The organism is Haloarchaeobius salinus (assembly GCF_024464185.1).
GTDB classification, from domain to species: domain Archaea; phylum Halobacteriota; class Halobacteria; order Halobacteriales; family Natrialbaceae; genus Haloarchaeobius; species Haloarchaeobius salinus.
The window spans coordinates 363,872-389,030 of record NZ_JANHAU010000001.1; the positions used below are offsets into that span (position 1 = coordinate 363,872).

General features: G+C 69.2%; 31 protein-coding genes. 20 read left to right on the top strand and 11 right to left on the bottom strand.

Annotated elements, in window-relative coordinates; genetic code table 11:
* The first annotated feature begins 1 nt into the window (after position 1).
* Complete coding sequence (locus NO345_RS01800) at positions 2-1,039, top strand: lysylphosphatidylglycerol synthase transmembrane domain-containing protein (RefSeq protein WP_256296015.1); 1,038 nt, start codon at positions 2-4, stop codon at positions 1,037-1,039.
* Between the two features lie 66 nt (positions 1,040-1,105).
* Here NO345_RS01800 and NO345_RS01805 read toward each other — a convergent pair whose 3' ends face one another.
* The 3 genes from NO345_RS01805 to NO345_RS01815 are packed head-to-tail and all read right to left on the bottom strand — an operon-like array spanning position 1,106 to position 2,835.
* Positions 1,106-1,534 carry a DUF7979 domain-containing protein gene (locus tag NO345_RS01805; RefSeq protein ID WP_256296016.1) on the bottom strand — a complete coding sequence of 143 codons (429 nt, stop codon included), beginning with the start codon at positions 1,532-1,534 and terminating at the stop codon, positions 1,106-1,108.
* 47 nt (positions 1,535-1,581) lie between these two features.
* The gene (locus NO345_RS01810) at positions 1,582-2,496 is read right to left on the bottom strand and encodes a ketopantoate reductase family protein (RefSeq protein ID WP_256296017.1); all 915 of its coding nucleotides are present in this window, start codon (positions 2,494-2,496) and stop codon (positions 1,582-1,584) included.
* A 39-nt stretch (positions 2,497-2,535) separates the two neighbouring features.
* Positions 2,536-2,835, bottom strand: coding sequence for a DUF7130 family rubredoxin-like protein (locus NO345_RS01815; protein WP_256296018.1), 300 nt, complete (start codon positions 2,833-2,835; stop codon positions 2,536-2,538).
* Between the two features lie 128 nt (positions 2,836-2,963).
* Here NO345_RS01815 and NO345_RS01820 point away from each other — a divergent pair, with 128 nt between their 5' ends.
* The gene (locus tag NO345_RS01820) at positions 2,964-3,980 is read left to right on the top strand and encodes a threonine aldolase family protein (RefSeq protein WP_256296019.1); all 1,017 of its coding nucleotides are present in this window, start codon (positions 2,964-2,966) and stop codon (positions 3,978-3,980) included.
* On the opposite strand, the gene NO345_RS01825 is transcribed toward NO345_RS01820, so the two are convergent.
* Complete coding sequence (locus tag NO345_RS01825) at positions 3,977-4,141, bottom strand: DUF7859 family protein (RefSeq protein WP_256296020.1); 165 nt, start codon at positions 4,139-4,141, stop codon at positions 3,977-3,979. The two genes, NO345_RS01820 and NO345_RS01825, sit on opposite strands and share 4 nt — an antisense overlap.
* Before the next feature lie 224 nt (positions 4,142-4,365).
* On the opposite strand from NO345_RS01825, the gene NO345_RS01830 reads away from it, so the two are divergent.
* Positions 4,366-5,055 (top strand): ArsR/SmtB family transcription factor, encoded by a 690-nt coding sequence (locus tag NO345_RS01830; RefSeq protein ID WP_256296021.1) that lies wholly within the window; start codon positions 4,366-4,368, stop codon positions 5,053-5,055.
* Positions 5,056-5,228: 173 nt separating this feature from the next.
* Here the strand turns inward: NO345_RS01830 and NO345_RS01835 are convergent, their stop codons facing one another.
* Positions 5,229-5,759 (bottom strand): metallophosphoesterase, encoded by a 531-nt coding sequence (locus NO345_RS01835; RefSeq protein WP_256296022.1) that lies wholly within the window; start codon positions 5,757-5,759, stop codon positions 5,229-5,231.
* Positions 5,760-5,839: 80 nt separating this feature from the next.
* On the opposite strand from NO345_RS01835, the gene NO345_RS01840 reads away from it, so the two are divergent.
* Together NO345_RS01840 and NO345_RS01845 are read left to right on the top strand one after the other, a co-directional pair.
* On the top strand, positions 5,840-6,406 hold the full coding sequence (locus NO345_RS01840; protein ID WP_256296023.1) for a hypothetical protein: 567 nt from the start codon (positions 5,840-5,842) through the stop codon (positions 6,404-6,406).
* Positions 6,407-6,481: 75 nt separating this feature from the next.
* Positions 6,482-7,447 carry a cation diffusion facilitator family transporter gene (locus tag NO345_RS01845; RefSeq protein WP_256296024.1) on the top strand — a complete coding sequence of 322 codons (966 nt, stop codon included), beginning with the start codon at positions 6,482-6,484 and terminating at the stop codon, positions 7,445-7,447.
* Between the two features lies 1 nt (position 7,448).
* Here NO345_RS01845 and NO345_RS01850 read toward each other — a convergent pair whose 3' ends face one another.
* Complete coding sequence (locus NO345_RS01850) at positions 7,449-7,631, bottom strand: DUF8027 family protein (protein WP_256296025.1); 183 nt, start codon at positions 7,629-7,631, stop codon at positions 7,449-7,451.
* A 293-nt stretch (positions 7,632-7,924) separates the two neighbouring features.
* Here NO345_RS01850 and NO345_RS01855 point away from each other — a divergent pair, with 293 nt between their 5' ends.
* Both NO345_RS01855 and NO345_RS01860 read left to right on the top strand, forming a co-directional pair.
* On the top strand, positions 7,925-10,087 hold the full coding sequence (locus tag NO345_RS01855; protein WP_303646736.1) for an ATP-dependent DNA helicase: 2,163 nt from the start codon (positions 7,925-7,927) through the stop codon (positions 10,085-10,087).
* Positions 10,088-10,460: 373 nt separating this feature from the next.
* The gene (locus NO345_RS01860) at positions 10,461-10,835 is read left to right on the top strand and encodes a hypothetical protein (RefSeq protein WP_256296027.1); all 375 of its coding nucleotides are present in this window, start codon (positions 10,461-10,463) and stop codon (positions 10,833-10,835) included.
* Between the two features lie 202 nt (positions 10,836-11,037).
* Here NO345_RS01860 and NO345_RS01865 read toward each other — a convergent pair whose 3' ends face one another.
* The 3 genes from NO345_RS01865 to NO345_RS01875 form a co-directional block, all read right to left on the bottom strand.
* On the bottom strand, positions 11,038-11,232 hold the full coding sequence (locus NO345_RS01865) for a cold-shock protein (protein ID WP_256296028.1): 195 nt from the start codon (positions 11,230-11,232) through the stop codon (positions 11,038-11,040).
* A 92-nt stretch (positions 11,233-11,324) separates the two neighbouring features.
* On the bottom strand, positions 11,325-11,825 hold the full coding sequence (locus NO345_RS01870; protein WP_256296029.1) for a 2'-5' RNA ligase family protein: 501 nt from the start codon (positions 11,823-11,825) through the stop codon (positions 11,325-11,327).
* Positions 11,826-11,862: 37 nt separating this feature from the next.
* The gene (locus tag NO345_RS01875; protein ID WP_256296030.1) at positions 11,863-12,066 is read right to left on the bottom strand and encodes a DUF7554 family protein; all 204 of its coding nucleotides are present in this window, start codon (positions 12,064-12,066) and stop codon (positions 11,863-11,865) included.
* 311 nt (positions 12,067-12,377) lie between these two features.
* Between NO345_RS01875 and NO345_RS01880 the strand changes: the two genes are divergently transcribed.
* From NO345_RS01880 to argF, 9 genes are all read left to right on the top strand, one after another.
* Entirely contained in the window at positions 12,378-13,655 is a 1,278-nt protein-coding gene (locus tag NO345_RS01880) for an argininosuccinate synthase (protein WP_256296031.1), read from the top strand.
* Positions 13,630-15,207 (top strand): argininosuccinate lyase, encoded by a 1,578-nt coding sequence (gene argH / locus NO345_RS01885; protein WP_256296032.1) that lies wholly within the window; start codon positions 13,630-13,632, stop codon positions 15,205-15,207. The genes NO345_RS01880 and argH overlap by 26 nt, the downstream gene beginning before the upstream one ends.
* 194 nt (positions 15,208-15,401) lie before the next feature.
* Positions 15,402-15,566, top strand: coding sequence for a lysine biosynthesis protein LysW (gene lysW / locus NO345_RS01890; RefSeq protein ID WP_256296033.1), 165 nt, complete (start codon positions 15,402-15,404; stop codon positions 15,564-15,566).
* A gap of 57 nt (positions 15,567-15,623) precedes the next feature.
* Positions 15,624-16,502 (top strand): lysine biosynthesis protein LysX, encoded by an 879-nt coding sequence (gene lysX, locus NO345_RS01895; protein ID WP_256296034.1) that lies wholly within the window; start codon positions 15,624-15,626, stop codon positions 16,500-16,502.
* Entirely contained in the window at positions 16,502-17,575 is a 1,074-nt protein-coding gene (gene argC / locus NO345_RS01900; protein ID WP_256296035.1) for an N-acetyl-gamma-glutamyl-phosphate reductase, read from the top strand. The genes lysX and argC overlap by 1 nt, the downstream gene beginning before the upstream one ends.
* Complete coding sequence (locus NO345_RS01905) at positions 17,576-18,433, top strand: acetylglutamate/acetylaminoadipate kinase (RefSeq protein WP_256296036.1); 858 nt, start codon at positions 17,576-17,578, stop codon at positions 18,431-18,433.
* Positions 18,434-19,567, top strand: coding sequence for an aspartate aminotransferase family protein (locus tag NO345_RS01910; protein ID WP_256296037.1), 1,134 nt, complete (start codon positions 18,434-18,436; stop codon positions 19,565-19,567).
* Positions 19,568-19,632: 65 nt separating this feature from the next.
* On the top strand, positions 19,633-20,685 hold the full coding sequence (locus NO345_RS01915) for a [LysW]-lysine hydrolase (protein ID WP_438266754.1): 1,053 nt from the start codon (positions 19,633-19,635) through the stop codon (positions 20,683-20,685).
* Entirely contained in the window at positions 20,682-21,617 is a 936-nt protein-coding gene (argF, locus tag NO345_RS01920; RefSeq protein WP_256296039.1) for an ornithine carbamoyltransferase, read from the top strand. The genes NO345_RS01915 and argF overlap by 4 nt, the downstream gene beginning before the upstream one ends.
* Here argF and NO345_RS01925 read toward each other — a convergent pair whose 3' ends face one another.
* Positions 21,618-22,118 carry a hypothetical protein gene (locus tag NO345_RS01925; protein WP_256296040.1) on the bottom strand — a complete coding sequence of 167 codons (501 nt, stop codon included), beginning with the start codon at positions 22,116-22,118 and terminating at the stop codon, positions 21,618-21,620.
* Positions 22,119-22,181: 63 nt separating this feature from the next.
* Complete coding sequence (locus NO345_RS01930; RefSeq protein WP_256296041.1) at positions 22,182-22,652, bottom strand: histidine kinase; 471 nt, start codon at positions 22,650-22,652, stop codon at positions 22,182-22,184.
* A 120-nt stretch (positions 22,653-22,772) separates the two neighbouring features.
* Here NO345_RS01930 and NO345_RS01935 point away from each other — a divergent pair, with 120 nt between their 5' ends.
* The 4 genes from NO345_RS01935 (at position 22,773) to NO345_RS01950 (ending at position 25,146) form a co-directional block, all read left to right on the top strand.
* Positions 22,773-23,018 (top strand): DUF8001 family protein, encoded by a 246-nt coding sequence (locus NO345_RS01935; RefSeq protein ID WP_256296042.1) that lies wholly within the window; start codon positions 22,773-22,775, stop codon positions 23,016-23,018.
* A 58-nt stretch (positions 23,019-23,076) separates the two neighbouring features.
* Positions 23,077-23,457 carry a helix-turn-helix domain-containing protein gene (locus NO345_RS01940; protein WP_256296043.1) on the top strand — a complete coding sequence of 127 codons (381 nt, stop codon included), beginning with the start codon at positions 23,077-23,079 and terminating at the stop codon, positions 23,455-23,457.
* A gap of 68 nt (positions 23,458-23,525) precedes the next feature.
* Positions 23,526-24,785 (top strand): threonine synthase, encoded by a 1,260-nt coding sequence (gene thrC, locus NO345_RS01945; RefSeq protein WP_256296044.1) that lies wholly within the window; start codon positions 23,526-23,528, stop codon positions 24,783-24,785.
* Positions 24,786-24,873: 88 nt separating this feature from the next.
* Positions 24,874-25,146 carry a hypothetical protein gene (locus NO345_RS01950; RefSeq protein ID WP_256296045.1) on the top strand — a complete coding sequence of 91 codons (273 nt, stop codon included), beginning with the start codon at positions 24,874-24,876 and terminating at the stop codon, positions 25,144-25,146.
* Positions 25,147-25,159: the final 13 nt, after the last annotated feature.

Here is a 25,159-nt window from a genome sequence, read left to right on the forward strand (position 1 = left end):
CGTGAGTGGAGCATCCGGCGGGGCGTTCGGCGGCCTGTTCGACAGCCGGACGCTCGCGAAGATGGGCGTTGGTTTCGCCATCTCGCTGCTGCTCGTCTACCTCCTCGGTACCGCGGTCGGCTGGGAGCGCACGCTCGACCAGCTCGCAGCGGCCGACCCACTGTGGATTGCAGCCGGCTGTCTGTCGACGTTCCTGTGTCTGGCGTCGTGGGGCCGCGCGTGGCAGATCGTCCTCGCCGTCGGCGGCGTCGAGGTGCCGTATCGAAAGCTCGTCGTCACCTACTTCGCCGCGACGTTCGCGAACTACGTCACCCCGTTCGGGCAGGCCGGTGGCGAGCCGTTCATCGCCTACGTGCTCGCCCGCGACACCGAGGCCGACTACGAGCAGAGCCTCGCGAGCGTCGTCACCGCGGACCTGCTCAACCTGCTCCCGTTCTTCAACTTCGCCGCGGTCGGCACTGCTTACCTCGTCGTCCAGACCTCGCTCGGCGACACGGAGACCGTCGGCAACCTCGTGCTCGTGCTGGGACTGCTCGCGGTGAGTATCCCCCTCCTCGTCTGGTTCGGCTGGCGGCACCGCTGGGCGGTCGAAGAGGTCGTGGTCTGGCTCGTCCGTCCCGTCGCCCGCTTCACCGGCCGGGTGAGTGTCGACGGCACCAGAGGGCGCATCGAGCGGTTCTACGCCTCCCTCGAGGACATCGCGAGCGAGCCCCGGGAACTCGCCCGGGCGCTCGGGTACTCCTACGTCGGCTGGCTGTTCTTCACGTTGCCGCTGGTCGCCGCGCTCCGGGCGGTCGACGCGACGATGCGGACGCTGCTCGTCTTCTTCATCGTCCCCGCGAGCACCATCGCCGGGCTGGTGCCGACGCCGGGCGGGCTGGGTGCCGTGGAGGGCGCGCTCACCGGCCTGCTCGTCGAGATCGGGGAACTCCCAGCCGATACGGCCTTCGCGGTGACGACGCTCTACCGCGTCGAGAGCTTCGTGTTCGCGCTGGTGGTGGGCGGGATCGCGGCGCTGTGGGTGACGGCGCGGGTGTGATCGCTGTCGGTGCCGTCGAACCGGGCACCGCTGCCGACTGCGCGGCGTCGAAGCCGGTCCGTCGGTTCAGTTCCCTCGTTTCCGTCGAATCGATTCCCCGATACAGGCGACCCCGGCCAACGCACTCGCTATCGCCCCGACCCCGAACGGCGACTTCGGCTCGACGTGCGTCCGTCGCTCGAACCCGTGCCACTCGTTCTGATATCTGATCGCGATGTCTCCTCGTCCGGGACCGGGCAGTGCGCCCTCTTCCTCGAAGACGAACCGTTCGCCCTCCATCGCTCGCTGCACGACCCGTTTGTCCTCGGCCGTGAGGTCCTCGTAGTCGAACCGCCAGCGCACCTCCTCGGCTCCGTCGACCGTCCCGGTGTAGCTGAACTCGTACCGTACCGCACCGATGCCGAGCGCGGTCGTGACGACCAGGAGTAGCACCACCCCCACGAAGAAGAGCACGAAGACGGGTGAGGGGACCAGTCCAGAGTCGCGCAGCTCCATACCCCCTGATTAACAGTTTCGTTAGATAATATCTTCGACAACCCGGTTCACCGCAGCCCCCGCGCCGCCTCCCACGCCCTGAGCAGCCGCGTCGCCGTCTCGCACACGGGCACGTCGACGTCGGCGTCCCGGATCTCCCCGGCACGGTCGACGACGTGGCCGGTGATGGCGTCGACCTCGGTGCGCCGGCCGGCCTCGATATCCTGCAGCATCGAGGAGGTGTTCGCGGCGGTGGCCTCGGCAACCTCCTCGACCGCGGCGACGGCCTCACGGTTCGACAGGCGCACGTCGTGGCCGCGGGCGACGCGGGCGGTCTCGCGGGCGGCATCGCGGGCGAGCCCGTTGGCGGTGCCGTCGAGCAGCACGCCGTTCTCGCTCCGGGTGAGCGCGGTGACGGTGTTGATTCCGGCGTTGACTGCGAGCTTCTCCCAGAGGCGGCGTGGCATGTCTTCGGCGACCTCGGCGACGAGCCCGCCGCCGACGAGCGCGCGTTCGAGCAGGTTGTCCGCGGGACCGCCCCCGCCCTCGTGGAAGCCGACGACGACCCCGCCGACGCCGGTGCACTCGACGCGGCCGGGCTCGTGGAGGATGGCCCCGTAGGTGACCGTGCCGGCGTACACCGGGCAGTCGACGTGTCCGGCGAGGATGGCCTCGTTGCCCATCCCGTTCTGGAGCGAGCAGACCGCGTCGAAGCTCCCGGTGGCGAGGTCGCGGGCGGCGGTCTCGGTGTCGAACGCCTTCACCGTCACGAGCGCCAGGTCGGCGTCGAGGCCGGTCCCGTCGGTCGTCGCCTCCGGGTGTACCAGCTCGTCCCCGTCGGGTGTCTCGACGCGAAGGCCGTCGGCCCGGACGGTGGCGACGTGGGGGTCTCGGCCCACGAGGGTCACGTCGTGGCCGTCGACCTGGAGGAGCCCGCCGAGGAGGCTGCCGAGGCTGCCCGCGCCGTAGACGACGATTCGCATGGCTCACCGTGCGTGGCCAGCGGGGAAAAAGCGTGCCGGTCAGTCCTCGGTCCAGTAGTAGATGTCCTCCTTCTCTGTGCCACAGCTCGGGCACTCGTCGGGGATGTCGGCGTCGAGCTTGCCCATCTCGCCGCACCCCCAGCAACGCCACATCAGCTCGCCCTCGCCGAACTCGTGGCCGGCGCGGTGGTGCTCGATGCTCAGTCCCTCGATGCCCTCCTCCGCGGTCACGTGGAAGCCGTGCTCGTCGAAGCCGCGGACGTGTCCGACCTTCGTGCCGTCCTCCGTGAAGATGCCCGTGCCGAAGCTGATGCGTGGCTTCTCGTCTTGCTGGCTCATGTACGAAGAGACGACGCCCAGAATCTTAAGTTGTATGTCAACACTTCACATGGTCGGGTGGGCGGACCCGGACCGCTCGCACGTCGGGACCGCGAGCTATTTCCACCCGTCCACACAACCCAAACACGATGATCGACCTACGCAGCGACACGGTCACGAAGCCGGACGAGGCGATGCGGGAGGCGGCCGCCACGGCACCGGTCGGCGACGACGTGTACGAGGAGGACCCGACGGTGAACGAACTGGAGGCCGAAGCGGCGGACCTCGTGGGCATGGCGGACGCGCTGTTCGTGCCGACGGGGACGATGGGCAACCAGGTGGCGGTGCGGACGCACACCGAGCGCGGCCAGGAGGTGCTGTCCGAGCGCGAGAGCCACGTCGTGAAGTGGGAGCTCGGCGGGATGGCACAGCTCGCCTCGCTGCAGGTGCGGACGTTCGACGGGGGCGAGCGCGGGGTTCCCACACCCGAGCAGGTGCGCGAGGGCTACGTCGCGGAGGACCTGCACCGGCCCGGAACGGGGCTGCTGACGCTGGAGAACTCGCACAACTCGAAGGGCGGGGTGGCCATCACGCCCGAGGAGATCGCGGCGGCCGCGGCGGCGGCGCACGACCTCGACGTGCCGGTGCACCTGGACGGCGCGCGGCTGTTCAACGCGGCGGTGTCGCTGGACGTGCCGGCGACCGACATCACCGAGCACGTGGACTCGGTGATGTTCTGTCTCTCGAAGGGGCTGGGCGCGCCGGTCGGCTCCATCCTCGCGGGTTCGGCGGAGTTCATCGAGCGTGCGCGCCGCAACCGGAAGCTGTTCGGCGGCGGGATGCGCCAGGCGGGCGTCATCGCGGGGCCGGGGCTGCAGGCGCTCGGGAACGTCGAGCGGCTGGCCGAGGACCACGCGAACGCACGGGCGCTCGCGGTGGGGTTGGACGCGGTCGAGGGCCTGTCGGCGGCCGAGCCGGACACGAACATCGTGCTCGTGGACACGTCGGCGTCGGGGCTGACCGCGGACGAGTTCCTCGACCGGTGTGCGGCCGAGGACGTGCTGGGTTCGGCGTTCGGCGAGTACGTCGTCCGGTTCTGTACGCACTGGGACGTCGACGAAACCGACATCGAGACGGCCGTGGAGCGGATCGAGGGCGTGCTCTAGTTCTTCCCGGAGCCCTTCTCCATGCCCTCCCTGAAGCCAAGCATGGTGCGTCGGAGCAGCAGGTAGAAGAAGAAGATGAGCGCGAGCAGCACGACGACGACGAACAGCGTGAACGGGTCGTCGAAGAAGCCGTCGACCTGTGCCGGGACGGGTGTCTGCATGGTTTGCCGTTTCGCGGCTCGAGACAAATGCGTTTCGACGTTTGGGACGCTCGCTGACGGGGGTCGCGACGGGCTAGCGTGACGTTACCATTATCACCGGAAATCACTGGTAGAACTGGTACGTTACCTACTGTCAATGGCGGCGCTCTCTTGCGGTTCTGGAAACACAAAGAGTTGTCGAAGATATACAAACGTTCATGTTTGGCGATGCCCATCCCTACGGTATGGCGGACCTGTTGCCCTCCTCTCCGGATACGTCGGCCGCCGACGACGCGGAGCCCCGCGTCATCGGCCTCGACAGCGACGACGCCGACGACCTCATCGGGGCACTCTCCTCGTCGACGGCGCGTGAGGTGCTGACCGCACTCCACGACGAACCGGCGACACCCTCTCAGCTCGCCGACGCCGTCGACACCTCCCTCCAGAACACGCAGTACCACCTGGAGAAGCTCGAGGACGCGGAGATCATCGAGGTGGTGGATACGGCGTACTCCGCGAAGGGCCGGGAGATGAAGGTGTACGCGCCGGCCGACCAGCCGCTCGTCGTCTTCGCCGGCGGCTCGGAGCAGTCGACGGGGCTGAAGGCGGCCATCTCCCGACTGCTCGGTGCGTTCGGCCTGCTCGGGGCGGGGTCGTTGCTCGTCCAGCAGACGTTCGGTGGCGGACTCGGCTCGTTCTTCGACTTCGGCGCGAGCCCCCCCAGTGGGGAGCCGCTCCCCCCGCCGGCGACCGAGACGGTCGCGAGCAACCCGAACGACACGGCGACGACCACGGCCGTCGAGACGACGACGGAGGCCACACGCGTCGCCGCAGACACGGCGGGTGCGTCGGTCTCGCCCGGGCTGGCGTTCCTGCTCGGCGGGACGGTCATCCTCGCCGCCGGCTTCGCCTACTGGTACACGGCGAACCGGTAGGTGAAACGTCGGTTTGAGCTACCAGTAGTCCTTTTGATACGTAGTCCGTCGGTAGATGTGGACCCCGGGGCTTCGGCCCTCCAACTGTCATGACACACGGCCCTGGGGCACGTCGGCCCACGACCGACGCAGCGGCACCCGTCCCCGCTTCTACCTGCATCCCCCGGACCGCCTCAGTCCTGACCGTCGCGACCGCCCGCGGACACCGAGAACCCCGCGACGAGCGTGCCGTCGGGCTGGACGATGCGCCCCGAGAGCCCGTCGTCGGTCGGTTCGAGCTCGGCGTGGCCTGGGCGGTTCCCGCGTGGCTGGGCGTGACTGCCGGGGTTCAGCAGGGTCACGTCGCCGGTCTCGACGACGGTCGGGCGGTGCGTGTGCCCGGAGACGACCAGGTCCGCGCCCTTCCCGCGACCGAACATCCGCAGGCCGGTCGCGCCGCCGTCGCGTCGGTGTGTCACCGCGATGCGGACGCCCTCGTAGTCGACGACGCGCGCCGTGGGGAGCCGTTCGGTGACCGCGGGCGTGTCGGCGTTGCCGTGGACGGCCCGGAGCTCCGGGGCGACCTCGTAGAACGCGTCGAGCGCGTCGGGGGAGACGAAGTCGCCCGCGTGGACCACGAGGTCGGCGGTCGCGACGGCCTCGCGGGTCCGGCCGGTCAGGGCGTGCCCGGTGTGGGAGTGTGTGTCGGAGCAGACGACGAGCATGGCGACCCGTAGGCACGCGGGGGTGACGTGCGTTTCGCTCGACAGAAACCACTTTGGTGCCGCCGATGCAACGGTGACGCATGCCACAGGAGCCCGAGCGTCACGGGGACGAGGAGACGCCCGGTGAGGCCCCGCCCCGCGCGGTCGTCCTCGCGACGTTCGACTCGCTCGCCCCGCGGACGGCCGAGGACATCGCCGGGGAGCTGGACGTGGCCCGGGACCACGCGGCCGCCACGCTGTCCGAACTCGTCGACGCTGGCGAGCTCGAAGCGGCCGAACTGGCCGACGGCGACGACGAGCTCACGGCGTACTACCTCTCCCCGGACGTGCATCCGGGCGGCGGCATCGACCCCGAGACGGCCCGCCGCGCGGCCGTCCAGCGCACCATCGCCGAGCTCGACGTGCCGGGCGTGAGCGAGATGATGCAGGACTGGCGACGCGACGCGCTCGAGCGCGCCTGGGAGTTCCTCGCCGAGGCGGGAACGGTCAGCGACCGGGATTTCAAACGGGAGGTGTACCCCGGACACAAGGCCGGCTACGACACGGCCGAGGCGTGGTGGGCGTTCCTCCGCCCGCGACTCGCCCGCCTGCCCGGCGTCGAGGGGCCCTCCGACGACGGCTCCACCTGGACGTACGACGGTCCGTGAGTCGTCCGGACACCGGGTGCTGTGTGCGAAACGGCTCCGGAACGGTTTTTTCCCTCCATGTCAGTCGAGTAGTCAATGGCCTCGAGCAAGTCGGTCGTCATCGCCGCACTCATCGCCAACGGGGCGATCGCGATCATGAAGTTCGTCGGGTACCTCCTGACCGGGAGCCCGGCGATGCTCTCCGAGACGTACCACTCCATCTCCGACACGGGCAACCAGGTGTTCCTGCTGGTCGGCATCCGCTACTCCGGCAAGGAGGCGAGCCGCAGCCACCCGTTCGGCTACGGGAAGGCGCAGTTCTTCTACTCCTTCCTCGTCAGCGTGCTGCTCTTTGCCATCGCGGGCTGGGAGTCCGCGAAGCACGGCTACAACGCCATCGTGCACCCACACGAGCCGACGGTGAGGGACCCGACGGTCTTCGGGGTCACGTTCCCCGCCGAGTGGGTCAACTACAGCGTCCTCATGGGAGCCATCGTCTTCGAGGCCTGGGCGCTCTGGAAGGCGAACAAGGCGCTGAAGCTGCAGATGGAGAAGCACGGCTGGTCGACCTACCGCGAGGCCTTCCGGAAGACCAGCGACGTGACCACCCTCACCGCGTTCACCGAGGACACCATCGCGATGGCCGGCGCGGGTATCGCGCTGTTCGGGGTCTACCTCACGAACGTGACGGGGAACCAGCTCTACGACGCCGTCTCCGCGCTCATCATCGGGCTGTTGCTCATGTTCTTCGCGGTCGCACTCGCCTGGGAGAACAAGCGCCTGCTGCTCGGCGAGTCGCTCGCGAAGGACGAGGAGTCGGAGCTCCGGAAGGCCGTCCGCGCGGGCGAGGGCGTCGTCTCCGTCAACGACTTCCGGACGGTGTACTTCGGCCCCGGTCGCCTCATCGTCACCGCGGACGTCTCGTTCGAGGACGAACTCGACACCGCCGAGATCGACGCCACGATCAGCGCCATCGAGGCGGAGCTCAAGGAACTCGACGACTCGGTGAAGACGGTGTACATCGAGCCCGAGACCAGGAACGGCGACGCCTCGGCGGCCTGACTCAGCTCGCTTCCATCTCGAGCAGCTGGCTGATCTCCTCCGGTTCGAGCACGTCCGTGAGCCCCTCCCCGTCCTCCAGGCGGGCCAGTTCCTCGTCGTCCAGCATGTCGTGCAGCGCCTTCTGTGCGAGCCGTTCACGGAGCGATTCGTCCAGGTCGTCGAGGTCGTAGCCTGGGACTGGCATATGGTACCGTATGTCTTGGCCGGGCTTAGGCTTGTGGGAACCGGTGTCAAGCGTGTTCGGCTGTCGGAGCCGGCCGTGACTCCACCGTGAGTCTCCGGCGGTCCTGTCGAGACCGTTTCGAGAGAGCCCACGAACAGCCAGCGAGCCCGGGACCCTCGACGACCCCGGCCCGAAGCTCGCACTGCCTGTCACCTTCCACGGGATGCCCGAACGGGGCCGGTGCCGGACCTGCAGGCACGAACCATTTTATCCGAAGCCGGCCAAGGGCGGGTGTGGCCGACACCGACGCGTACATGCGGTTCTTCCCGTACGACTCGCCCTACGACAACCAGGGCGACGCGATGCAGCGCATCCACACGTCGCTCGGACGCGGGCAGGACGTGCTGTTCGAGGGTGCCTGCGGGACGGGAAAGACGCTCTCGGCGCTGGTTCCGGCGCTTCAGTACGCACGCGACGCGGACAAGACGGTCGTCATCACGACCGACGTCCATCAGCAGATGCGCCAGTTCGTCGAGGAGGCCCGGGCCATCACCCGGAAGGAGCCGATCCGCGCGGTCGTCTTCCGCGGGAAGGCCTCGATGTGCCACATCGACGTGGGCTACGAGGAGTGCCAGGTGCTGCGGGACAACACCCGGGAGCTCGTCGACGCACGACGCGAGGCCGCGGAACTGCGCGAACGCGAGCGCGAACTGCTCGCACAGGCCCAGACGGGCGAGGAAGCCGCGATGGAGGCGCGGCAGGCGGTCGTCGACGAACTTGAGGGCGTGGAGGAGCGCGCGACCGCCATCTCCGACGAGAAGAACGTCTGCGACAACTACCGGAACAACCTCACCGGCGACGTGGAGGGCTTCCGTTCGTGGCTGTTCGACGACGTGCGAACGCCGGACGACGTCTACGACTACGCGGGCGAGCGGACGATGTGCGGCTACGAGCTGCTGAAGGAGTCGATGGACGGCGTCGACCTCGTCGTCTGCAACTACCACCACCTGCTCGACCCGAACATCCGCGAGCAGTTCTTCCGCTGGCTCGGGCGGGAGCCGGCGGACGTCATCACCGTCTTCGACGAGGCGCACAACGTCGAGGGCGCGGCCCGGGACCACGCGACGCGCACGCTGACCGAGCAGACGCTCGACGCCGCGCTCGACGAACTCGAGGAGAGCGACGACGCCCGCGCCGAGCGTGCCGAGAACGTCCTCCGGGCGTTCCGCAACGCGCTCGTCGAGACGTACGAGGACTCCTTCGGTTTCGGCGAGCGCGAGCGCGTCGGCGACGACTGGGTGGACGTGGCCGTCGCCAACGAGGACAAACGGGACGACCTCACGCTCCGGTTCCTCCAGCTCTACAGCGGCCCGGGCTACAAGACGGACCTCGAGGCCGCGGTCACGCTCGGCTCGGACCTCGACGACGCCTACGAGGAGGCGTACAAGAACGGCGAGGCGACGACCAGACAGGAGTGCCAGACCCTGCAGGCCGCGGGCTTCGTCGGCGCGTGGATGCGGGAGGGCACCGACGAGGGGCTGTACCCGGTCGCCTCGGTCAGGCGGGACGGGGGCACCGACGAGGTGTACGGGCGAGCGGAGCTGTACACCTGCATCCCGCAGGACGTGACCCGCGAGCTGTTCGAGGAGGTCCACGCCACGGTGCTGATGAGCGCGACCCTGCGACCCTTCAACGTCACCGCCGACGTGCTCGGGCTCACGGAGCCGGTGACGATGGCGTACGGGCTCCAGTTCCCACCGGAGCACCGGCGCACCTACGCCGTCTCCACCCCTGCGCTGTTCGCCAGCGCCCGGAACGACGCGGAGGTGCAGGAGACCGTCGGCTCGACGCTCGCCGACGCCGTCAAATTCACCCCCGGGAACACGCTCGTGTTCACGCCGAACTACGCCGAGGCAGAACGGTACGCGAGCCGCCTGCGCGGCGAGACCGATGCCACGGTGTACCTCGACGAGCCCGGGGTCCGCGCGGAGGACCTCCGCCAGCGGTTCACCGACGACGACGACGGCGTCCTCCTCACCTCGCTCTGGGGAACCCTCGCGGAGGGTGTCAGCTTCGACGGCGACGACGCCCGGAGCGTCGTCGTGCTCGGCGTCCCCTACCCCCACCTCGACGACCGCGCCGAGGCGGTGCAGGAGGCCTACGGCGAGGCGTTCGGCCGGAAAGGCGAGACGGATGCCGGCTGGCGCTACGCCGTCGAGATCCCGACCGTCCGGAAGACCAGACAGGCCATCGGCCGGGTCATCCGGTCGCCCGAGGACTTCGGCGTCCGTATCCTCCTCGACGAGCGCTACACCGCGAAGAGCAAGGGCGAGATGGGCAAGTACAGCGTCCGCGACACGTTCCCGGTGGAGGAGCGCGACGAGATGCTGGACCTCAGTCCGGAGAAGCTGAAGTTCGCGATGCTGAACTTCTACCAGGACATGGACGGGTACGACGGGGAGCCGCCGCGACCGTGATAAAATCGGTCACCTGACAAAGATGATTTGTCATCACCGGAACTGTTACTCTGGTATGTGCCCTCCGACCCGGCGGAAGTTACTCACATCGACCATCGGGCTGACCGTCGCAACGACAGGTTGTCTATCCACCAGTGATGCCCAGAACGGTCCAGAGTCGACAACGAGACAGCAGACAACTACCCAGAGCGTAACCGTCGCCGAAACACCGACGACCGCAGAGACTGTCACGGCCACTCCGGTAACCGATGGGAGTGCTGGCATGGCCGTCTCCTGTCGGGATGGATACCAGTCCATCGAGCCGTATTGGGTGGTAGAACGCTACGGACGCCTCGCCGGGTATCGGCTTGAAATCGAGGATCAGTCGATCTCGGTGGGAGAGACACTCGTCGCGACGCTGGAGAACGTTTCCGGCGAGACCAACACATCCGGGAACAAGGGCAAGTTCGACATCCAGTACCGGGACACGGACCGGTGGCGGACCATCTTCGGCCGGGAGGACGTGTTCGCGGGCTGGTCGGACGAGGGCGTGATGCACGACCCCGGGGACGGGTTCCGGTGGGAGCTGACGTTCACGCAAGACGGTGCGTCGGATGCGGTTCGCCACTCGCCGACCTACCACGTCTGTGCGCCGCTCAGTAGTGGGGAGTATCGATTCGTGTACTGGGGCGTCACGTCCGAGAAGGAAGTCGAGAACGACTACGAAACGGACTACGGGGTCGCTGCCCGGTTCTCCGTTCGCTCGTAACTCCCGCAGAACGAATCGACGACGCCGGCAACGAAACACACGTCGTTACTTCCGGTACTCCGCGCCGAAGAACGCCCGCTCGTCGACCGTCCATGTCACCGACATCGACAGTCGGCGACGTGGAGCGCGGCCGCTCGCGAGTGTGAGGGTTGTAGAACGAAATTATCGACCGGTCGCGGGATGCGACGGACGAAACTCGTAGTTAGTTACGGACGACGTTCGTCGCGCGGGGGCCCTTGGGGGCGTCCTCGATGTCGAACTCGATCTCCTGTCCCTCTTCGAGGTCCGGACCGCCAACGTCCTCCATGTGGAAGAAAACGTCCTCGTCCGCGTCCTCAGTCTCGATGAAACCGTAGCCGCCTGTGTCGTTGAAGAAGTCAACGTTACCGTTTGCCATTACAACAATATATTCAGGCGGCTGAGGGATAAGGGTTCCGAGGGTCGCGGTACCACGACGGGGGATGCGGGTTCACACGGACCGGGAACGTCTCAGGCGGGCAACGAGATCCGCCCGGCGACCTCCCGGTACTTCGAGTCGAAGAACTCCAGTTCGGTGACGGTCCACGAGACGGGCTCGACGTCGTACTCGGCGGCACGCTCGGCGCTCGCCATATCGCCGTCGCGGGCGAGCGTCACGTGGGGCGTGTAGTCCTCGCCCTCCAGTCCGTCGATGGCCCCGAACTCCTCGACCAGCGATTCGTGTAGCTCCAGCAGGCCGGGGCTCTCGACGGCGAGGTAGACGACGGGCGCGGTGCCGACGGTCGGCTGGGCGAAGTAGTCGACGCCCGTAACCTGGACCTCGAAGGTGGGCTGGCCGCGGAGGGCGCGGCGGACCTCGTGGGTGCGGGCGTCGAAGTGGTCCGGGTCGCCGATGCGCTTGGCGAGCAGGGTGTGGTCGTCGCGGACGCGGTCGAAGCCGAACAGCGCCGGCTGGAGCTCGTCGGCGAGCCGCGAGACCGAGCCGGGGACCGGGACGTTCAGGCTGAACACGGTCGTACTCCGCGGTCGCGGGAAAAGAGCGTGACGGTCAGATGCGGTCGACCAGCCAGAGGACGATGATGACGACGATGGCCAGCCCGAGCACGGGCTTGAACGGGCCGAGCAGCCAGCCGAGGATGCCGAGCAGTTCGCCGACGACCTCCAGTGCGATCCAGACCACGACGAGGGCGAGGATGACCAGCAGCAACGATTCGGCCTCGATGTCGGCTCTGTCGTCGATTTTATCGAGCATGGACACCAGTTACCTGGGAGGCTGTAAAAAACCAGGGCCAATCCGTGTGGAGTGTTCGCACGAACCGCGAAACCGCCTGACGTGCAAGCGTTGCCTGCCCGCAAGGTTTTAATAGCGACCTCGTTGTAACTGTGTGTACGATGAGGCAGCACCGCGACCTACGCGCTCGCACTCCTTCCGCGAGCGGTGTTGCCGTCCGACGACCGCGACCACGACCGGCCCGTTAGGGCCACACTCATTCATCCCCAGCGCTGGGCACAGTTTGCAACTAACTCCGGCGGACGTCAGTCCGCCAGTCTTCACGACACTCAATGACACACACGACATCTGACGGCGACACGGACACACACGAAACGGGCGGCAAAGTAGCACTCGCGTTCTCGGGCGGGCTGGACACCACGGTCTGTGTCCCACTGCTCGAGGAGGAGTACGGCTACGACGAGGTCATCGGCGTCACGGTCGACGTCGGCCAGCCGGCGGCCGAGTTCGACGAGGCCGAGGAGACGGCCGAGGCGCTCGGACTCGAGCACTACGTCGTCGACGCGAAGGACGAGTTCGCCGCGCTCTGTCTCGACTCGGTGACCGCGAACGCGACGTACCAGGGCTACCCGCTCGGGACCGCGATGGCCCGCCCGGTCATCGCGAAAGCCATCCTCGAGGTCGCCATCGAGCAGGGCTGTACCGGCATCGCCCACGGCTGCACGGGCAAGGGCAACGACCAGCTCCGCTTCGAGGCGGTCTGGCGCGACTCCGACCTCGAGGTCATCGCGCCGGTGCGCGAACTCGGGCTCACCCGCGAGTGGGAACAGGAGTACGCCGCCGAGAAGGAGCTGCCCGTCGAGGGCGGTAACGAGGGCGACTGGTCCATCGACACGAACCTCTGGAGCCGCTCGGTCGAGGGCAAGGACCTCGAGGACCCGAGCTACCAGCCGCCGGAGGACATCTACGAGTGGACGACCGCGCCGGGTGCCGAGACGACGACCATCACCATCGAGTTCGAGGAGGGCTACCCCGTCTCCGTGACCACCGCGGACGGCGAAGGTGGCGAGTTCGAACCGGTCGAGCTCATCGAGTTCCTCAACGAGTACGCCGGCGCGTACGGCGTCGGTCGCACGGACATGATGGAGGACCGCATGCTCGGCCTGAAGGTGCGCGAGAACTACGAGCACCCGGCCGCGACGGTCCTCATCACCGCCCACGAGGCGCTCGAACAGCTCGTGTTCACGAAGGACGAGCGCGACTTCAAGCCGCAGGTCGAGAACCAGTGGGCACAGAAGGCCTACGAGGGCCTCATCGACGCGCCCATCATGAAGTCGCTGAACGCCTACGTCGCGGCGAGCCAGGAGACGGTGACCGGGACGGTGACGGTCAAGCTCCAGGGCGGGACGGTCCGCCCGGTCGGCCGCGAGAGCGAGCACGCGGTCTACTCCGAGTCGGCGGCGTCGTTCGACACGGAGACCGTCGACGGCATCGCACAGGAGGACGCGACGGGCGTCGCCAAGTACCACGGCTTCCAGGCTCGCCTCGCCAACGCTGGAAACACAGCACAGGAAGAGGAGACAGATGTCGAACTCACCGCGGACGACTGAGATGGCCGGCTTCGGCGGCGACGACGGGGAGTTCGGCCTCGGCGGGAGCGACGCCGACGACCTCCCCGACGCTGACGCCGACGGCTTCGGCGGGAGCGACGGGACCGCGGTCCGCGGCGACCGCTTCAGCGGCGGCCCGGCCCGTGGGTTCCTCTCGTCGCTCGCCGACGACGAGCGCATCTTCGCGGCCGACGTGGCCGTCGACCGCGCACACGTCGTCATGCTGGCCGAACAGGGCATCATCGACGACGACACCGCATCGAAGATACTCACGGCGCTGAACGTCGTCGAGGTCGAGGGCCACGCCGCGCTGCCGGAGGGCGAGGACGTCCACGAGGCCATCGAGACGGCGGTCGTCGAGCAGGTCGGGCCCGACGGCGGGAAGATGCACACCGCCCGCTCGCGCAACGACGAGGTGGCGACCTGTATCCGCTACCGGCTGCGCGGGGACCTGCTCGCGGCGGCCGCGACGGTCTGTGACCTCCGCGCCGTGCTGGTCGAGGCCGCCGACGAACACGCGGAGACGACGATGCCCGGCTTCACGCACCTGCAGCACGCCCAGCCGACGACGGTCGGGCACTACCTGCTGTCGTACGAGTCGGCGCTCGCGCGCGACACCGAGCGTCTCCTCGATGCCTTCGAGCGCGTGAACCGCTCGCCGCTCGGCGCGGCCGCGTTCGCGGGGACGCCGTTCGACGTGGACCGCGAGCGCACCGCCGAGCTGCTCGGCTTCGACGAGACCATCACGAACGCGACCGACGCGGTCGCCGCCCGCGACTTCCTCGTGGAGTCGGCGGCCGCGCTGGCCGCGCTCGCGACGACCCTGTCGGGGCTCGCGGAGGACGTGATCATCTTCGCGAACCAGGGCTATCTGGAGCTCTCGGACGACTACTCGTCGACCTCCTCGATCATGCCCCAGAAGAAGAACCCGGACACGTTCGAGCTCGTCCGCTCTGTCGCGGGCGACGCCTCGGGCAGTCTGACGGGGCTGCTGACGACGCTGAAGGGGCTCCCCCGCGCGTACAACCGCGACCTGCAGAACGCGACGCCGCACGTCTGGGCGACGGTCGACGCCGTCACCGAGGCGACCGAGGTCGCGGCGGGCGGCGTCGCCACCGCGACGTGGAACGAGGAGACGCTGGCCGCCGAGGCCGGCTCGAACTTCTCGACGGCGACGGGCGTCGCCGACCTGCTCGCGATGGCGGGCCTGCCGTTCCGCACGGCCCACGAGGTCGTCGCGACGGCCGGCCAGCTCGCGAGCGCGGCCGGCACGGAGCCCGACTACGCCATCATCGACGAGGCCACCCAGCAGACCATCGACGAGTCCATCGCGGCGTACGTCGAGCGCGAGGCGGTCGAGACGGCGCTCGACCCGGCCGCGAGCGTGACGATGCGCGACTCGCCCGGCGGCCCCGCGCCCGACGCCGTCGCCGATGCACTGAACGAGGCCGAGCGCTGCCTCACCAGCGACCAGGCGGTCGTCGAGGGTATCAGCGAGGGGCTGGACGACGCCCACGACGAACTCACCGCGGAGGTGACCGACTATGTCTGAGCACGACGTGGCGGTGGCCCCACGCCCACCACTGCCACCAGTCCCCCGACGGGGACGAAATATTTAGAATCCGAAATCAGAATCCGGATTCACTCGATTTGGACGCACAGAAACCAGTTAGAGGCCTCACTACTTGTATAATTTATTTGGTAGGTTCGCAATCTTTAAGTGATGTCGGCGTCGATGGACAGGTGATGACAGAATGCGTCGAATGCGGGGCAGAACTGTCCCTGCACACGGACCTCGAAGCCGGAGAGATCGTCGACTGTACCACCTGCGGCGCGGAGCTCGAAGTGATCGAGGACGACCCCGTCACACTGGACGTGGCACCCGAGCTGGCCGAGGACTGGGGTGAGTAGGATGACGGGGCTGGCACAGGCACTCCCGACGCGAGACCGCGAGGCGGGGTGGGCGGCGTGAAGGTCGGACTGCTCTACTCGCGCATCCGCCGGGACGAGAAGCTCCTGCTCGCGGAACTGCGCGAACGCGACCACGAGGTCGTCAAGATCGACGTGCGGAAACAGCAGTTCGACCTCCACGACGCGCCCGAGTCGTTCGACGGGCTCGACGTGGTGCTCGACCGCTGCATGGCGACCTCGCGGAGCCTCTACGCGACGCAGTTCTGCGAGGCCTACGGCATCCCGGTCGTCAACGCGGCCGAGACCGCCGAGGTCTGCGCGGACAAGGCGAAGACGAGCCTCGCGCTCGCGAACGCGGGCGTCCCCACGCCCGAGACGAAGGTCGCGTTCACCACGGACGCCGCGCTCTCCGCCATCGAGTCGTTCGGCTACCCCTGCGTCCTCAAGCCGGTCGTCGGCTCGTGGGGTCGGCTGCTGGCGAAGGTCGAGTCGCGCTCGGCCGCCGAGGCCATCCTCGAGCACAAGGCGACGCTCGGCCACTACGAGCACTCGGTGTTCTACGTCCAGGAGTTCGTCGGCAAGCCGGACCGCGACCTGCGCGTGCTCGCCACCGACGGCGAGCCCGTCGCGGCGATGGCGCGCTCGTCGGACCACTGGCTCACGAACGCCGCCAAGGGCGCGGAGACGGCGGAGTTCGACCTCGACGACGAGGTCCGCGAGCTCGTCCAGCGCGCCAGCGACGCGGTCGGCGGCGGCCTGCTCGGCGTCGACCTCATGGAGACCGACGAGGGCGGCTACACCGTCCACGAGGTCAACCACACGGTCGAGTTCAAGTCGCTCAACGACGCGACCGCCGTCGACGTGCCGGCGAAGGTCGTCGACTGGCTCGAGTCGGTCGTCGAGCCCGGACTGGAGGCCGCGGAGGTGACGGCGTAGTGGGGACCACCGCTGCGACCGACGCCGACACGGACGCGGAGACGAAGACCGCCGGCGTCGTCGGCGGCTCCGGCTTCGCCGGCGGGGAGCTCCTGCGCCTGCTCGACGGCCACCCGAACTTCGAGCTCGTGCAGGCGACGAGCCGCGAGTATGCCGGCAAGTCCATCGGCGGCGTCCACCCGAACCTCCGGGGGCGCGAACTCCGCTTCTCGGAGCCCTCGGACCTCGAATCGGTCGACGTGCTGTTCACGGCGACGCCCCACGGCGTCACGATGGAGTACGTCGACGACTACCTCGACGCCGCGGACCTGCTCGTCGACCTCTCGGCGGACTTCCGCCTCGCCACCGAGGGACAGTACGACGAGTGGTACGACGGCCACACATCCCCCGAGTACCTTGACGTGGCCGAGTACGCGCTGCCCGAACTGAACCGCGAGAACCTGCAGGATGCGGACATCATCGCCTCCGGCGGCTGCAACGCGACGGCGACGCTGCTCGGGCTGAAACCGCTCGCCGACGCGGGCGTTCTGGACGACGCACACGTCGTCGTGGACGTGAAGGTCGGCAGCAGCGAGGGCGGCGCGGGCGGCGGCGCGGCCTCCAGCCACGCCGAGCGCTCGGGCGTCGTCCGCCCGTACGCGCCGACGGGACACCGTCACGAGGCCGAGATCGAGGAGTGGCTCGGGCTCTCCGTCTCGTTCACCTGCCACGCCGTCGACATGGTGCGTGGCGCGAGCGCGACCTGCCACGTGTTCCCCGACGGCCCCGTCTCGAAGAAGGACCTCTGGACGGCCTACCGCGGCGCGTACGAGGCGGAGCCGTTCGTCCGCCTCGTCGCCGGCGGCTCGGGTTCGTACCGCTACCCCGAACCGAAGGCCGTCGCCGGCACGAACTACGCCGACGTGGGGTTCGAACTCGACCCCGGGAACAAGCGGGTCGTGGTGTTCTCGGCCATCGACAACGTGATGAAGGGCTCGGCCGGGCAGGCGGTCCACGCCGCCAACGTCGCGCTCGGCTTCGACGAGACGGCGGGACTCGAGTTCGCGGGGCTGCACCCCGTGGGGAGTCCGTAGATGGCGGTTGTCGTCAAGGTCGGCGGCGCACGCGCGGTCGACCCCCAGGGTGCACTGGCCGACGTGGCCGACCTCGTCGAGTCGGGCGAGCAGGTCGTCGTCGTCCACGGCGGCTCCACCGCGGTCGACGAGACGCTCGAATCGCTCGGCATGGAGCCCGAGTACGTCGAGACGCCCGGCGGCGTCGTCGGGCGGTTCACCGACGAAGAGACCATCGAGGTGTTCCAGATGGTCATGCCCGGGAAGCTCAACACCGGGCTCGTCGAGTCGCTCCAGAGCGAGGGCGTGAACGCGGTCGGGCTCTCCGGTGTCGACGGCGGCCTGCTCGAAGGGCCGCGCAAGTCCGCCGTCCGCGTCCTCGAAGACGGGAAGAAGAAGATCCGCCGCGGCGACCACTCCGGCACCATCGAGTCGGTGAACGTCGACCTCCTCGACACCCTGCTTTCCGGGGGGTACACGCCCGTCGTGACCGTCCCGATGCTCGGCGCGGAGGGCGACGGCACCTACACCGCGGTCAACGCCGACGCCGACCGCGCCGCCGCCGCCGTCGCTGGCGCACTCGGCGCGGACCTCGTCGTCCTCACCGACGTCTCCGGCGTCTACGCGGACCCCGAGGACGAGTCGACGCGCATCGACAGCGTCGAGACGGCAGCCGACTGGGACGCGCTCGAAACCGCGGCGGAGGGATTCATGACCCGGAAGGTGCTCGCGGCCGAGGAGGCGCTCTCCGGCGGCGCGTCGTCGGTCGTCGTCGCCACCGCGAACGCCGACGCACCCATCCAGTCCGCGCTTTCGGGCGACGGGACGACGCTGCTGCCGAGCGCGCTGGATGACGAGAAGAAGGAGGTGAGCCGGTAGATGCCCGCCGACTTCGTCTTCTCGCGCAAGCCCATCACCATCGAGCGCGGCGAGGACGTGTACCTCTACGACGACTCGGGGACCGAGTACCTGGACATGGGCGCGAGCTACGCCTGCGTCCCCGCCGGCCACGGTCACCCGGACATCGTCGAGGCCGCACAGTCACAGCTCGCCGACCTGACGTTCGTGCAGGGTTCGTACCCGACGAGCGCCCGCGACGAGCTGTACGAGAAGCTGTCGTCGGTCGCGCCGCCGGGGCTGGACAACGTCTGGCTCTGCAACTCCGGCACCGAGGCCAACGAGGCGGCGCTGAAGTTCGCCCGGAGCGCGACGGAGGGTACAAAATTCGTCGCGACGAAGCGCGGCTTCCACGGCCGGACGATGGGCGCGCTGTCGACGACGTGGAAGCCGAAGTACCGGAAACCGTTCGAGCCGCTACTGGACGACGTCGAGTTCGTGGACTACGGCGACGGCGAGGCCATCGCCGAGGCGGTCGACGACGACACCGCGGCGGTCATCCTCGAACCCGTCCAGGGCGAGGGCGGCGTCAACCCGAGCACGACGGCGTTCCTGCAGGCCGCCCGCGAGGCGACCGATGACCACGGCGCGGCGCTCGTCTTCGACGAGGTCCAGACCGGCCTCGGCAGGACGGGGACGTTCTGGGCCTGCGAGGCCGCCGGCGTCACGCCCGACGTGGTGACGACGGCGAAGGGGCTCGCCAACGGCCTGCCGATGGGCGCGACGCTCTGTGCCGACTGGGTCGCCGAGGAATCGGGCCCGCACGGCTCGACGTTCTCGGGTGGCCCCGCCGTCTCCGCGGCGGCGGCGGCGACGCTCGACACCATCGTCGACGACGACCTGCCCGGCAACGCCGCGGCGGTGGGCGACTCCCTCGTCGACCAGCTCTCGGACCTGCCGGTGCGTGACGTGCGCGGCGAGGGGCTGCTCGTCGGTATCGAGGTCGGACGCGGCGCGAACCGCGTCCTGCGCGACCTCGCCATCGAGCACGGGATCCTCGCGCTCCCGGCGGGCCGGACCGTCGTGCGTCTGCTCCCGCCGCTGACGATGACCCGGGAGCACGCCGACCAGGTCGTCGCGGCGCTCGAGGCCACGCTGGAGGTGACGGAGGCGTGAGCGACGCGGCCGTGGCCGACGGCGGGACGGTCTCCGACGCCGCCGCGCGGGACCTGCTCGAATCCATGGTCGCCATCCCCTCGCCGTCGGGCGAGGAGCACGCGGCCGCCGAGCACCTGCGCGACTTCCTGCTGGACCACGGCCGCAGGGCGTGGCTGGACGACGTGGGCAACGTCCGGGCACCCGGCGACGATTCGGTGCTGCTGACCTCGCACGTCGACACCGTTCCGGGAGACGTGCCCGTCGGTATCGAGACCCCCAGCGCCGGCGACACCGAGGACCCTATCCCGTGGGGAGGCGGCGACGAGGCACCCCAGAATGCCGCCGTCCTCCGGGGTCGGGGCAGCGTCGACGCGACCGGCCCGCTCTGTGCGATGGCCGTCGCGGCGGTGCGGACCGGCGTCTCCTTCGCCGGCGTCGTCGGCGAGGAGACCGACTCCCGCGGCGCGCGCCACCTGGTCGCCGACCGCGAGGCACCCGACGCGGTCGTCAACGGTGAGCCCTCGGGCTGGGACGCCGTGACGCTCGGCTACCGCGGCTTCCTCGCCGGGACCTACCGCGCCGAGACCGAGGCGGGCCACAGCTCGCGCCCGGAAGCGAACGCCATCCAGCACGCGATGTCGTGGTGGAACCGGGTCGAACGCGCGTTCGAGTCAGGCGACGACGCCGTCTTCGAGTCGGTGACGGCCAAGCCGGTCGACGTCTCCGGCGGCGTCGCCGACGACGGGCTGTCCGTCGCAGCGGAGATGTCGGTGCAGTTCCGCATCCCGCCGGGCAGCAGCGCGGCCGGGATACGCGAGACGGTCGAGGCAGAACTCGCCGACGGCGCGGGTACAATCGAGTGGCGCGACGCCATCCCGCCCGTGCTCGACAGCCCGCGCAGCGAGGTCGGGCGCGCGTTCCGCGTCGGCATCCGAGAGCGAGGGGGCTCCCCTCGCCTCCTCAAGAAGACCGGAACGGCCGACGTGAACCTGTTCGCCGGCGCGTGGGACTGCCCGATGGCCACCTACGGCCCGGGTGACTCCGCACTCGACCACGCCCCGGACGAACGCCTCGCACTGCCCGAGTACGACCGCGCCATCGCGGTCCTCGAGACCGTCTGCGACGACCTGCAATGAGCACACACACCGACGTGACATCCACGAACCCAGCACAGCCACCGAAGCACTTCCTCACCGTCGACGACCTGTCGGCGGCCGAGCTCCAGTCCGTCCTCGATCTCGCGGCCGAGTACAAGGCCGCCGTCGAGAACGGCGAGTCACACGGCGACCTCGGGGGCAAGACGCTCGCGATGCTGTTCGAGAAGCCCTCGACGCGCACCCGCGTCTCCTTCGAGACGGGGATGACCCAGCTCGGCGGCCACGCCGTCTTCCTCGGTCCGGAGGACACACAGCTCGACCGGGGCGAGCCGGTGAAGGACACCGCCCGCGCGCTCTCTGGCTACGTCGACGCCATCATGGCCCGCGTGTTCGACCACGACGACCTGACCGAGCTCGCGGCGTACGCCGAGGTGCCCGTCGTCAACGGCCTGACCGACGACGCGCACCCGTGCCAGACGCTCGCCGACCTGCTGACCATCCAGGAGCTGTTCGGCGGCTTCGAGGACGTGACGGCTGCCTGGGTCGGCGACGGCAACAACGTCGCCAGCTCGTTCGCCGTCGGCTGTGCGATGGTCGGCATCGACCTCACCGTCGCCTGTCCCGACGGCCACGGGCTGGACGACGAGGTGCTCGACGCGGCGGCCGAGGCGGGGTCGGCACCGACGGTGACGACCGACCCGGAGGCCGCGGTCGCCGACGCCGACGTGGTCTACACCGACGTCTGGGTGAGCATGGGCGAGGACGACGCGAAGGTCGACGACTTCGACGGCTTCACCCTCGATTCGGCGCTGCTCGCGGGCACCGACGCGAAGGTGATGCACTGTCTCCCGGCGGTCCGCGGCCAGGAGATAACCGACGACACCATCGAGAGCGAGCGCTCGGTCGTCTGGCAGCAGGCGGAGAACCGGATGCACGCCCAGAAGGCGCTGCTCGCGACGCTCGTCGGGTAGCTACGGCGCGTCGACCGCACCCTCGCCGGCGAGGCGGGCGAACGCCGCCAGGAACAGCCCGAGCAGCAGGCCGTAGACGACGTGGCCCACCAGCGGCATCCTCGCGAGGTTCGGGAGCGGGAGGTCGGCCCCGAAACCGACGCCGTTGAGCCACAGCGGCCAGAGGAAGACGATGTTCACCGCCCAGAGCGCCACCGCGTAGGCGAGGGCGAGGCCGACACCGCCGTGGTACTTCCAGACGTGCTGTCGGAGCGGTGGCCGGTCGACGAGGAGGCCGAACAGTGCGCCGAAGACGACGCTGTGGAGGATGTGTGCGACCCACCCGACGGTCAGGCTCGGATCGCCGAGCGTGTACATCGCTCCGATGGCGGTCATGCGCTGCAGCCGGAACTGGATGAGCAGTCCGAAGGCGACGCCGGCGAGCAGTCCGGCGGCTCCCGCCCGGAGGAGGAGGCTGTCGGTCCTGTCGACATCGTCGCTCACGTCGGTCGTAGTCGACATGGCTCACAGTTCACTTCGGCAACAAAAGTTCTCGCCCGGTCGTGTGCCGGGGACGCACCGCCGTCAGTCCGCGAACGTGACGAACGGGTACACCAGTCCGAGCACGCCGCCGTAGACGAGGTGCCCGACGAGGCTCTGGACGTTCACGTTCGGGAGCGCCGGTGCCCCGGCGAAGCCGACGGCCCCGAGCCACACCGGCATCACCAGCACCGCCAGCACGGCCCACAGGACGACACCGTAGGCGAGCCCGACACCGACGCTCGGCACGAGCGAGTCGAGCTCGACCTGCTGTGCCACGGCGGCGAAGCCGACGCCGAGGATGGCCGCGTGGACCATGTGGATCACCCAGCCGGCCGCACCGCCGGAGAGACCGTACATCGCGGGGATGGCGTTCTCGATGACGGGCGTCATCTGCATCGTGAGCATGACGCCCATGGCCGCACCGCCGACGAGCCCGCCGACGACGCCGCCCTGCCACGGTTCCATTCGTGTGTTCCGTCCGACTATCGTCTCGGTGGTTGTCTCGGATGCCATACCGGAGAGGATGCCGTTTGGTAGCATAGCCGTATCTCGGACTGGCGCGACGACCGCATTCGGCCACAATGTTGAAGTAGGGGAAAAGAGCGAAGGGGCCGAAGCGAGCAGATGTAGACGATGACAGAGCCGCTCCGCGTCCGGGCCGGTGAGCTCGAAGCCGACGAGATACTCACCGCCCTCCGCGAGGGACGCCGCGTCCGCATCGTCACCGAACTGCTCGGGTCGGACCACGAGGTGACTCTCAGACACGACGGGACCATCTTCTACTGCGACACCCCGACGACGCTGCACAAACACGAGACGGAGGACGAGATGCGCCAGTGCATCGAGAACCAGGGGTACGCGCCGACGCGGGAGGAGTAGCCGCGTCGGGGATGCCGCGGTGGGTAGCCTTTAGGTCACACCCGCCGTGCGTTCGCCCATGAGCGACGCCTCCCCCGACGACCTCGGCGACCTGCTCGAACAGCCCGAGCCGGGGTTCCGGCAGGTGATGAGCTGTGTCTTCGGTATCCACGAACACGAGACGCGGACGTACCTGACGCTGCTCGACCAGCCCGGCAGCACCGTCGAGGAGCTCGCGAACCAGCTCGAGCGCGACCGCAGCAACGTCAACCGGTCGCTCTCGACGCTGCTCGAACGCGGGCTCGTCGAGCGGGAGCGTCGACTGCTCGACTCCGGCGGCTACGTCTACCAGTACACCGGTGTCGAACTACCCGAGGCCAAGGGGATGCTCCACACCGCGCTCGACGAGTGGACCGAGCACGTCCACGGCGTCATCGAGACGTTCGACGGCGAGGCCTGAGGCCGCGACGTCGGCATCACTTCGCACGAACCTGCGTCTTTTTCCCCGCGCAGCGCCACCCCCCGACAATGAGTTCGCTCTCGCTCTCGGCCGAGACGCCCGCGGCTCCGACGGCCGCCGTCGACGGCGTCTGGCTCGAATGCATCGACTGTGGTGACGCCTACGCGCCGTTCGAGTCCGTCCGGTACACCTGCGACTGCGGGTCGCTGCTGGAGGTCCGGTACGACGACCTGCCCACCTGGGACGAGTTCTCCGGCCGCGGCGTCTGGCGCTACTCGGCCGCGCTCCCCTTCGAGGAGGGCGTCTCCCTCCCCGAGGGCGACACCCAGTTCCACCGCGTCCCCCGGCTGGAGGACGAGGTCGGCGTCGAGAGCCTCCGGGTGAAGCACGAGGGGATGAACCCGACCGGCTCGTTCAAGGACCGCGGGATGACCGTCGGCGTGCGGACCGCCGAGGAGCTGGGGGTCGGTCGCCTCGCCTGCGCCTCGACGGGCAACACCTCCGCCGCGCTCGCGGCCTACGGCGCACGCGCCGGGCTGGAGACGCTCGTCCTGCTGCCCGCGGGCAAGGTCGCCGCCGGGAAGGTCGCACAGGCCAGCCTCCACGGCGCGCGCATCCTCGAGGTGGACGGCAACTTCGACACCTGCCTCGACATCGTGCAGGACCTCGCGGAGCGGGGCGAGGCGTACCTGCTCAACTCGCTGAACCCCTTCAGACTCGAGGGACAGAAGACCATCGGGCTGGAGATCCTCGAGGCCCACCGCGAGGACTACGGCGAGTACCCCGACCGCATCGTCCTGCCCGTCGGCAACGCCGGCAACACCGCGGCGCTGTACAAGTGCTTCCGCGAGCTCGTGCAGGCCGGCGCGATGGCCCGCGACGAGGTGCCGAAGCTGACCGGCGTGCAGGCCGCCGGCGCGGCCCCGATGGTCGAGGCCATCGAGGAGGGGAACGACGAGACGCGCCGCTGGGACGAGGTCGAGACCGTCGCGACCGCCATCCGGATCGGCAACCCGGTCAACGCGCCGAAGGCCCTGCCCGGCATCCGCGAGACCGGCGGGACCGCCGTCGCCGTCGAGGACGACGCCATCACGCAGGCCCAGCGCGACCTCGCGGGCGAGGGCGTCGGCGTCGAACCCGCCTCCGCCGCGAGCCTCGCCGGGCTCCGCAAGCTCCGCGAGCGCGGCGACGTGAGCGACGACGAGCGCGTCGTCTGCCTCACCACCGGTCACCTGCTGAAGGACCCCGATGCGGCCGCCGCGGCCGGTGCCGCCCCCGAGCCAGTTCCGGGCGACACGGCGGGCGTGCTCGAACACCTCGGGCGCTGAACGCGACCACTTCCACCGGCCAGTCAGACGGCCGTCGTTCGGGAGTCTGCCGCCGATTTTTGTAGTGTGTCGCCGTAGCATACGGTCCGTGTCCCGAAACGCCCAACCCGACCTGACGACGACCCAGCTGGGGGAGGAACCGAGCGACGCAAGCGACGGCACCCGGACAGACCCCGCCGCGTTGCGTGCGAGCGTGGCGCTGCTCGAACGGGACCTCGCGGCTCGCGAGGCACAGGTGAGCGCGATGCGGGAGCAGTACGAGACCGCGCTCGCGGCCCACGACGCCGACGAGGACCGCGAGCTCCGGACCGACGGCGGGTGGACGCTCGTCGGCCGGCTCAGGCACGTCCTGTCGCTGTAGCCTTCGAGCCGCA

Coding starts and splice junctions, on each gene's coding strand:
- NO345_RS01835 (WP_256296022.1), bottom strand. CDS start 5,759: ATGCTCGTCGTCTGCTCCGACACACACTCCCACACCGGGCACGCCCTG.
- NO345_RS01865 (WP_256296028.1), bottom strand. CDS start 11,232: ATGGCAAACGGTAACGTTGACTTCTTCAACGACACAGGCGGCTACGGT.
- NO345_RS01925 (WP_256296040.1), bottom strand. CDS start 22,118: ATGTCGACTACGACCGACGTGAGCGACGATGTCGACAGGACCGACAGC.
- NO345_RS01935 (WP_256296042.1), top strand. CDS start 22,773: ATGACAGAGCCGCTCCGCGTCCGGGCCGGTGAGCTCGAAGCCGACGAG.
- NO345_RS01910 (WP_256296037.1), top strand. CDS start 18,434: ATGCCCGCCGACTTCGTCTTCTCGCGCAAGCCCATCACCATCGAGCGC.
- argH (WP_256296032.1), top strand. CDS start 13,630: ATGTCGAACTCACCGCGGACGACTGAGATGGCCGGCTTCGGCGGCGAC.
- NO345_RS01840 (WP_256296023.1), top strand. CDS start 5,840: ATGCCACAGGAGCCCGAGCGTCACGGGGACGAGGAGACGCCCGGTGAG.
- lysW (WP_256296033.1), top strand. CDS start 15,402: ATGACAGAATGCGTCGAATGCGGGGCAGAACTGTCCCTGCACACGGAC.
- NO345_RS01850 (WP_256296025.1), bottom strand. CDS start 7,631: ATGCCAGTCCCAGGCTACGACCTCGACGACCTGGACGAATCGCTCCGT.
- NO345_RS01855 (WP_303646736.1), top strand. CDS start 7,925: ATGCGGTTCTTCCCGTACGACTCGCCCTACGACAACCAGGGCGACGCG.
- NO345_RS01875 (WP_256296030.1), bottom strand. CDS start 12,066: ATGCTCGATAAAATCGACGACAGAGCCGACATCGAGGCCGAATCGTTG.
- NO345_RS01830 (WP_256296021.1), top strand. CDS start 4,366: ATGGCGGACCTGTTGCCCTCCTCTCCGGATACGTCGGCCGCCGACGAC.
- NO345_RS01880 (WP_256296031.1), top strand. CDS start 12,378: ATGACACACACGACATCTGACGGCGACACGGACACACACGAAACGGGC.
- NO345_RS01845 (WP_256296024.1), top strand. CDS start 6,482: ATGGCCTCGAGCAAGTCGGTCGTCATCGCCGCACTCATCGCCAACGGG.
- NO345_RS01810 (WP_256296017.1), bottom strand. CDS start 2,496: ATGCGAATCGTCGTCTACGGCGCGGGCAGCCTCGGCAGCCTCCTCGGC.
- NO345_RS01915 (WP_438266754.1), top strand. CDS start 19,633: ATGGTCGCCATCCCCTCGCCGTCGGGCGAGGAGCACGCGGCCGCCGAG.
- thrC (WP_256296044.1), top strand. CDS start 23,526: ATGAGTTCGCTCTCGCTCTCGGCCGAGACGCCCGCGGCTCCGACGGCC.
- NO345_RS01825 (WP_256296020.1), bottom strand. CDS start 4,141: ATGCAGACACCCGTCCCGGCACAGGTCGACGGCTTCTTCGACGACCCG.
- argF (WP_256296039.1), top strand. CDS start 20,682: ATGAGCACACACACCGACGTGACATCCACGAACCCAGCACAGCCACCG.
- NO345_RS01940 (WP_256296043.1), top strand. CDS start 23,077: ATGAGCGACGCCTCCCCCGACGACCTCGGCGACCTGCTCGAACAGCCC.
- NO345_RS01820 (WP_256296019.1), top strand. CDS start 2,964: ATGATCGACCTACGCAGCGACACGGTCACGAAGCCGGACGAGGCGATG.
- NO345_RS01805 (WP_256296016.1), bottom strand. CDS start 1,534: ATGGAGCTGCGCGACTCTGGACTGGTCCCCTCACCCGTCTTCGTGCTC.
- NO345_RS01930 (WP_256296041.1), bottom strand. CDS start 22,652: ATGGCATCCGAGACAACCACCGAGACGATAGTCGGACGGAACACACGA.
- NO345_RS01815 (WP_256296018.1), bottom strand. CDS start 2,835: ATGAGCCAGCAAGACGAGAAGCCACGCATCAGCTTCGGCACGGGCATC.
- NO345_RS01905 (WP_256296036.1), top strand. CDS start 17,576: ATGGCGGTTGTCGTCAAGGTCGGCGGCGCACGCGCGGTCGACCCCCAG.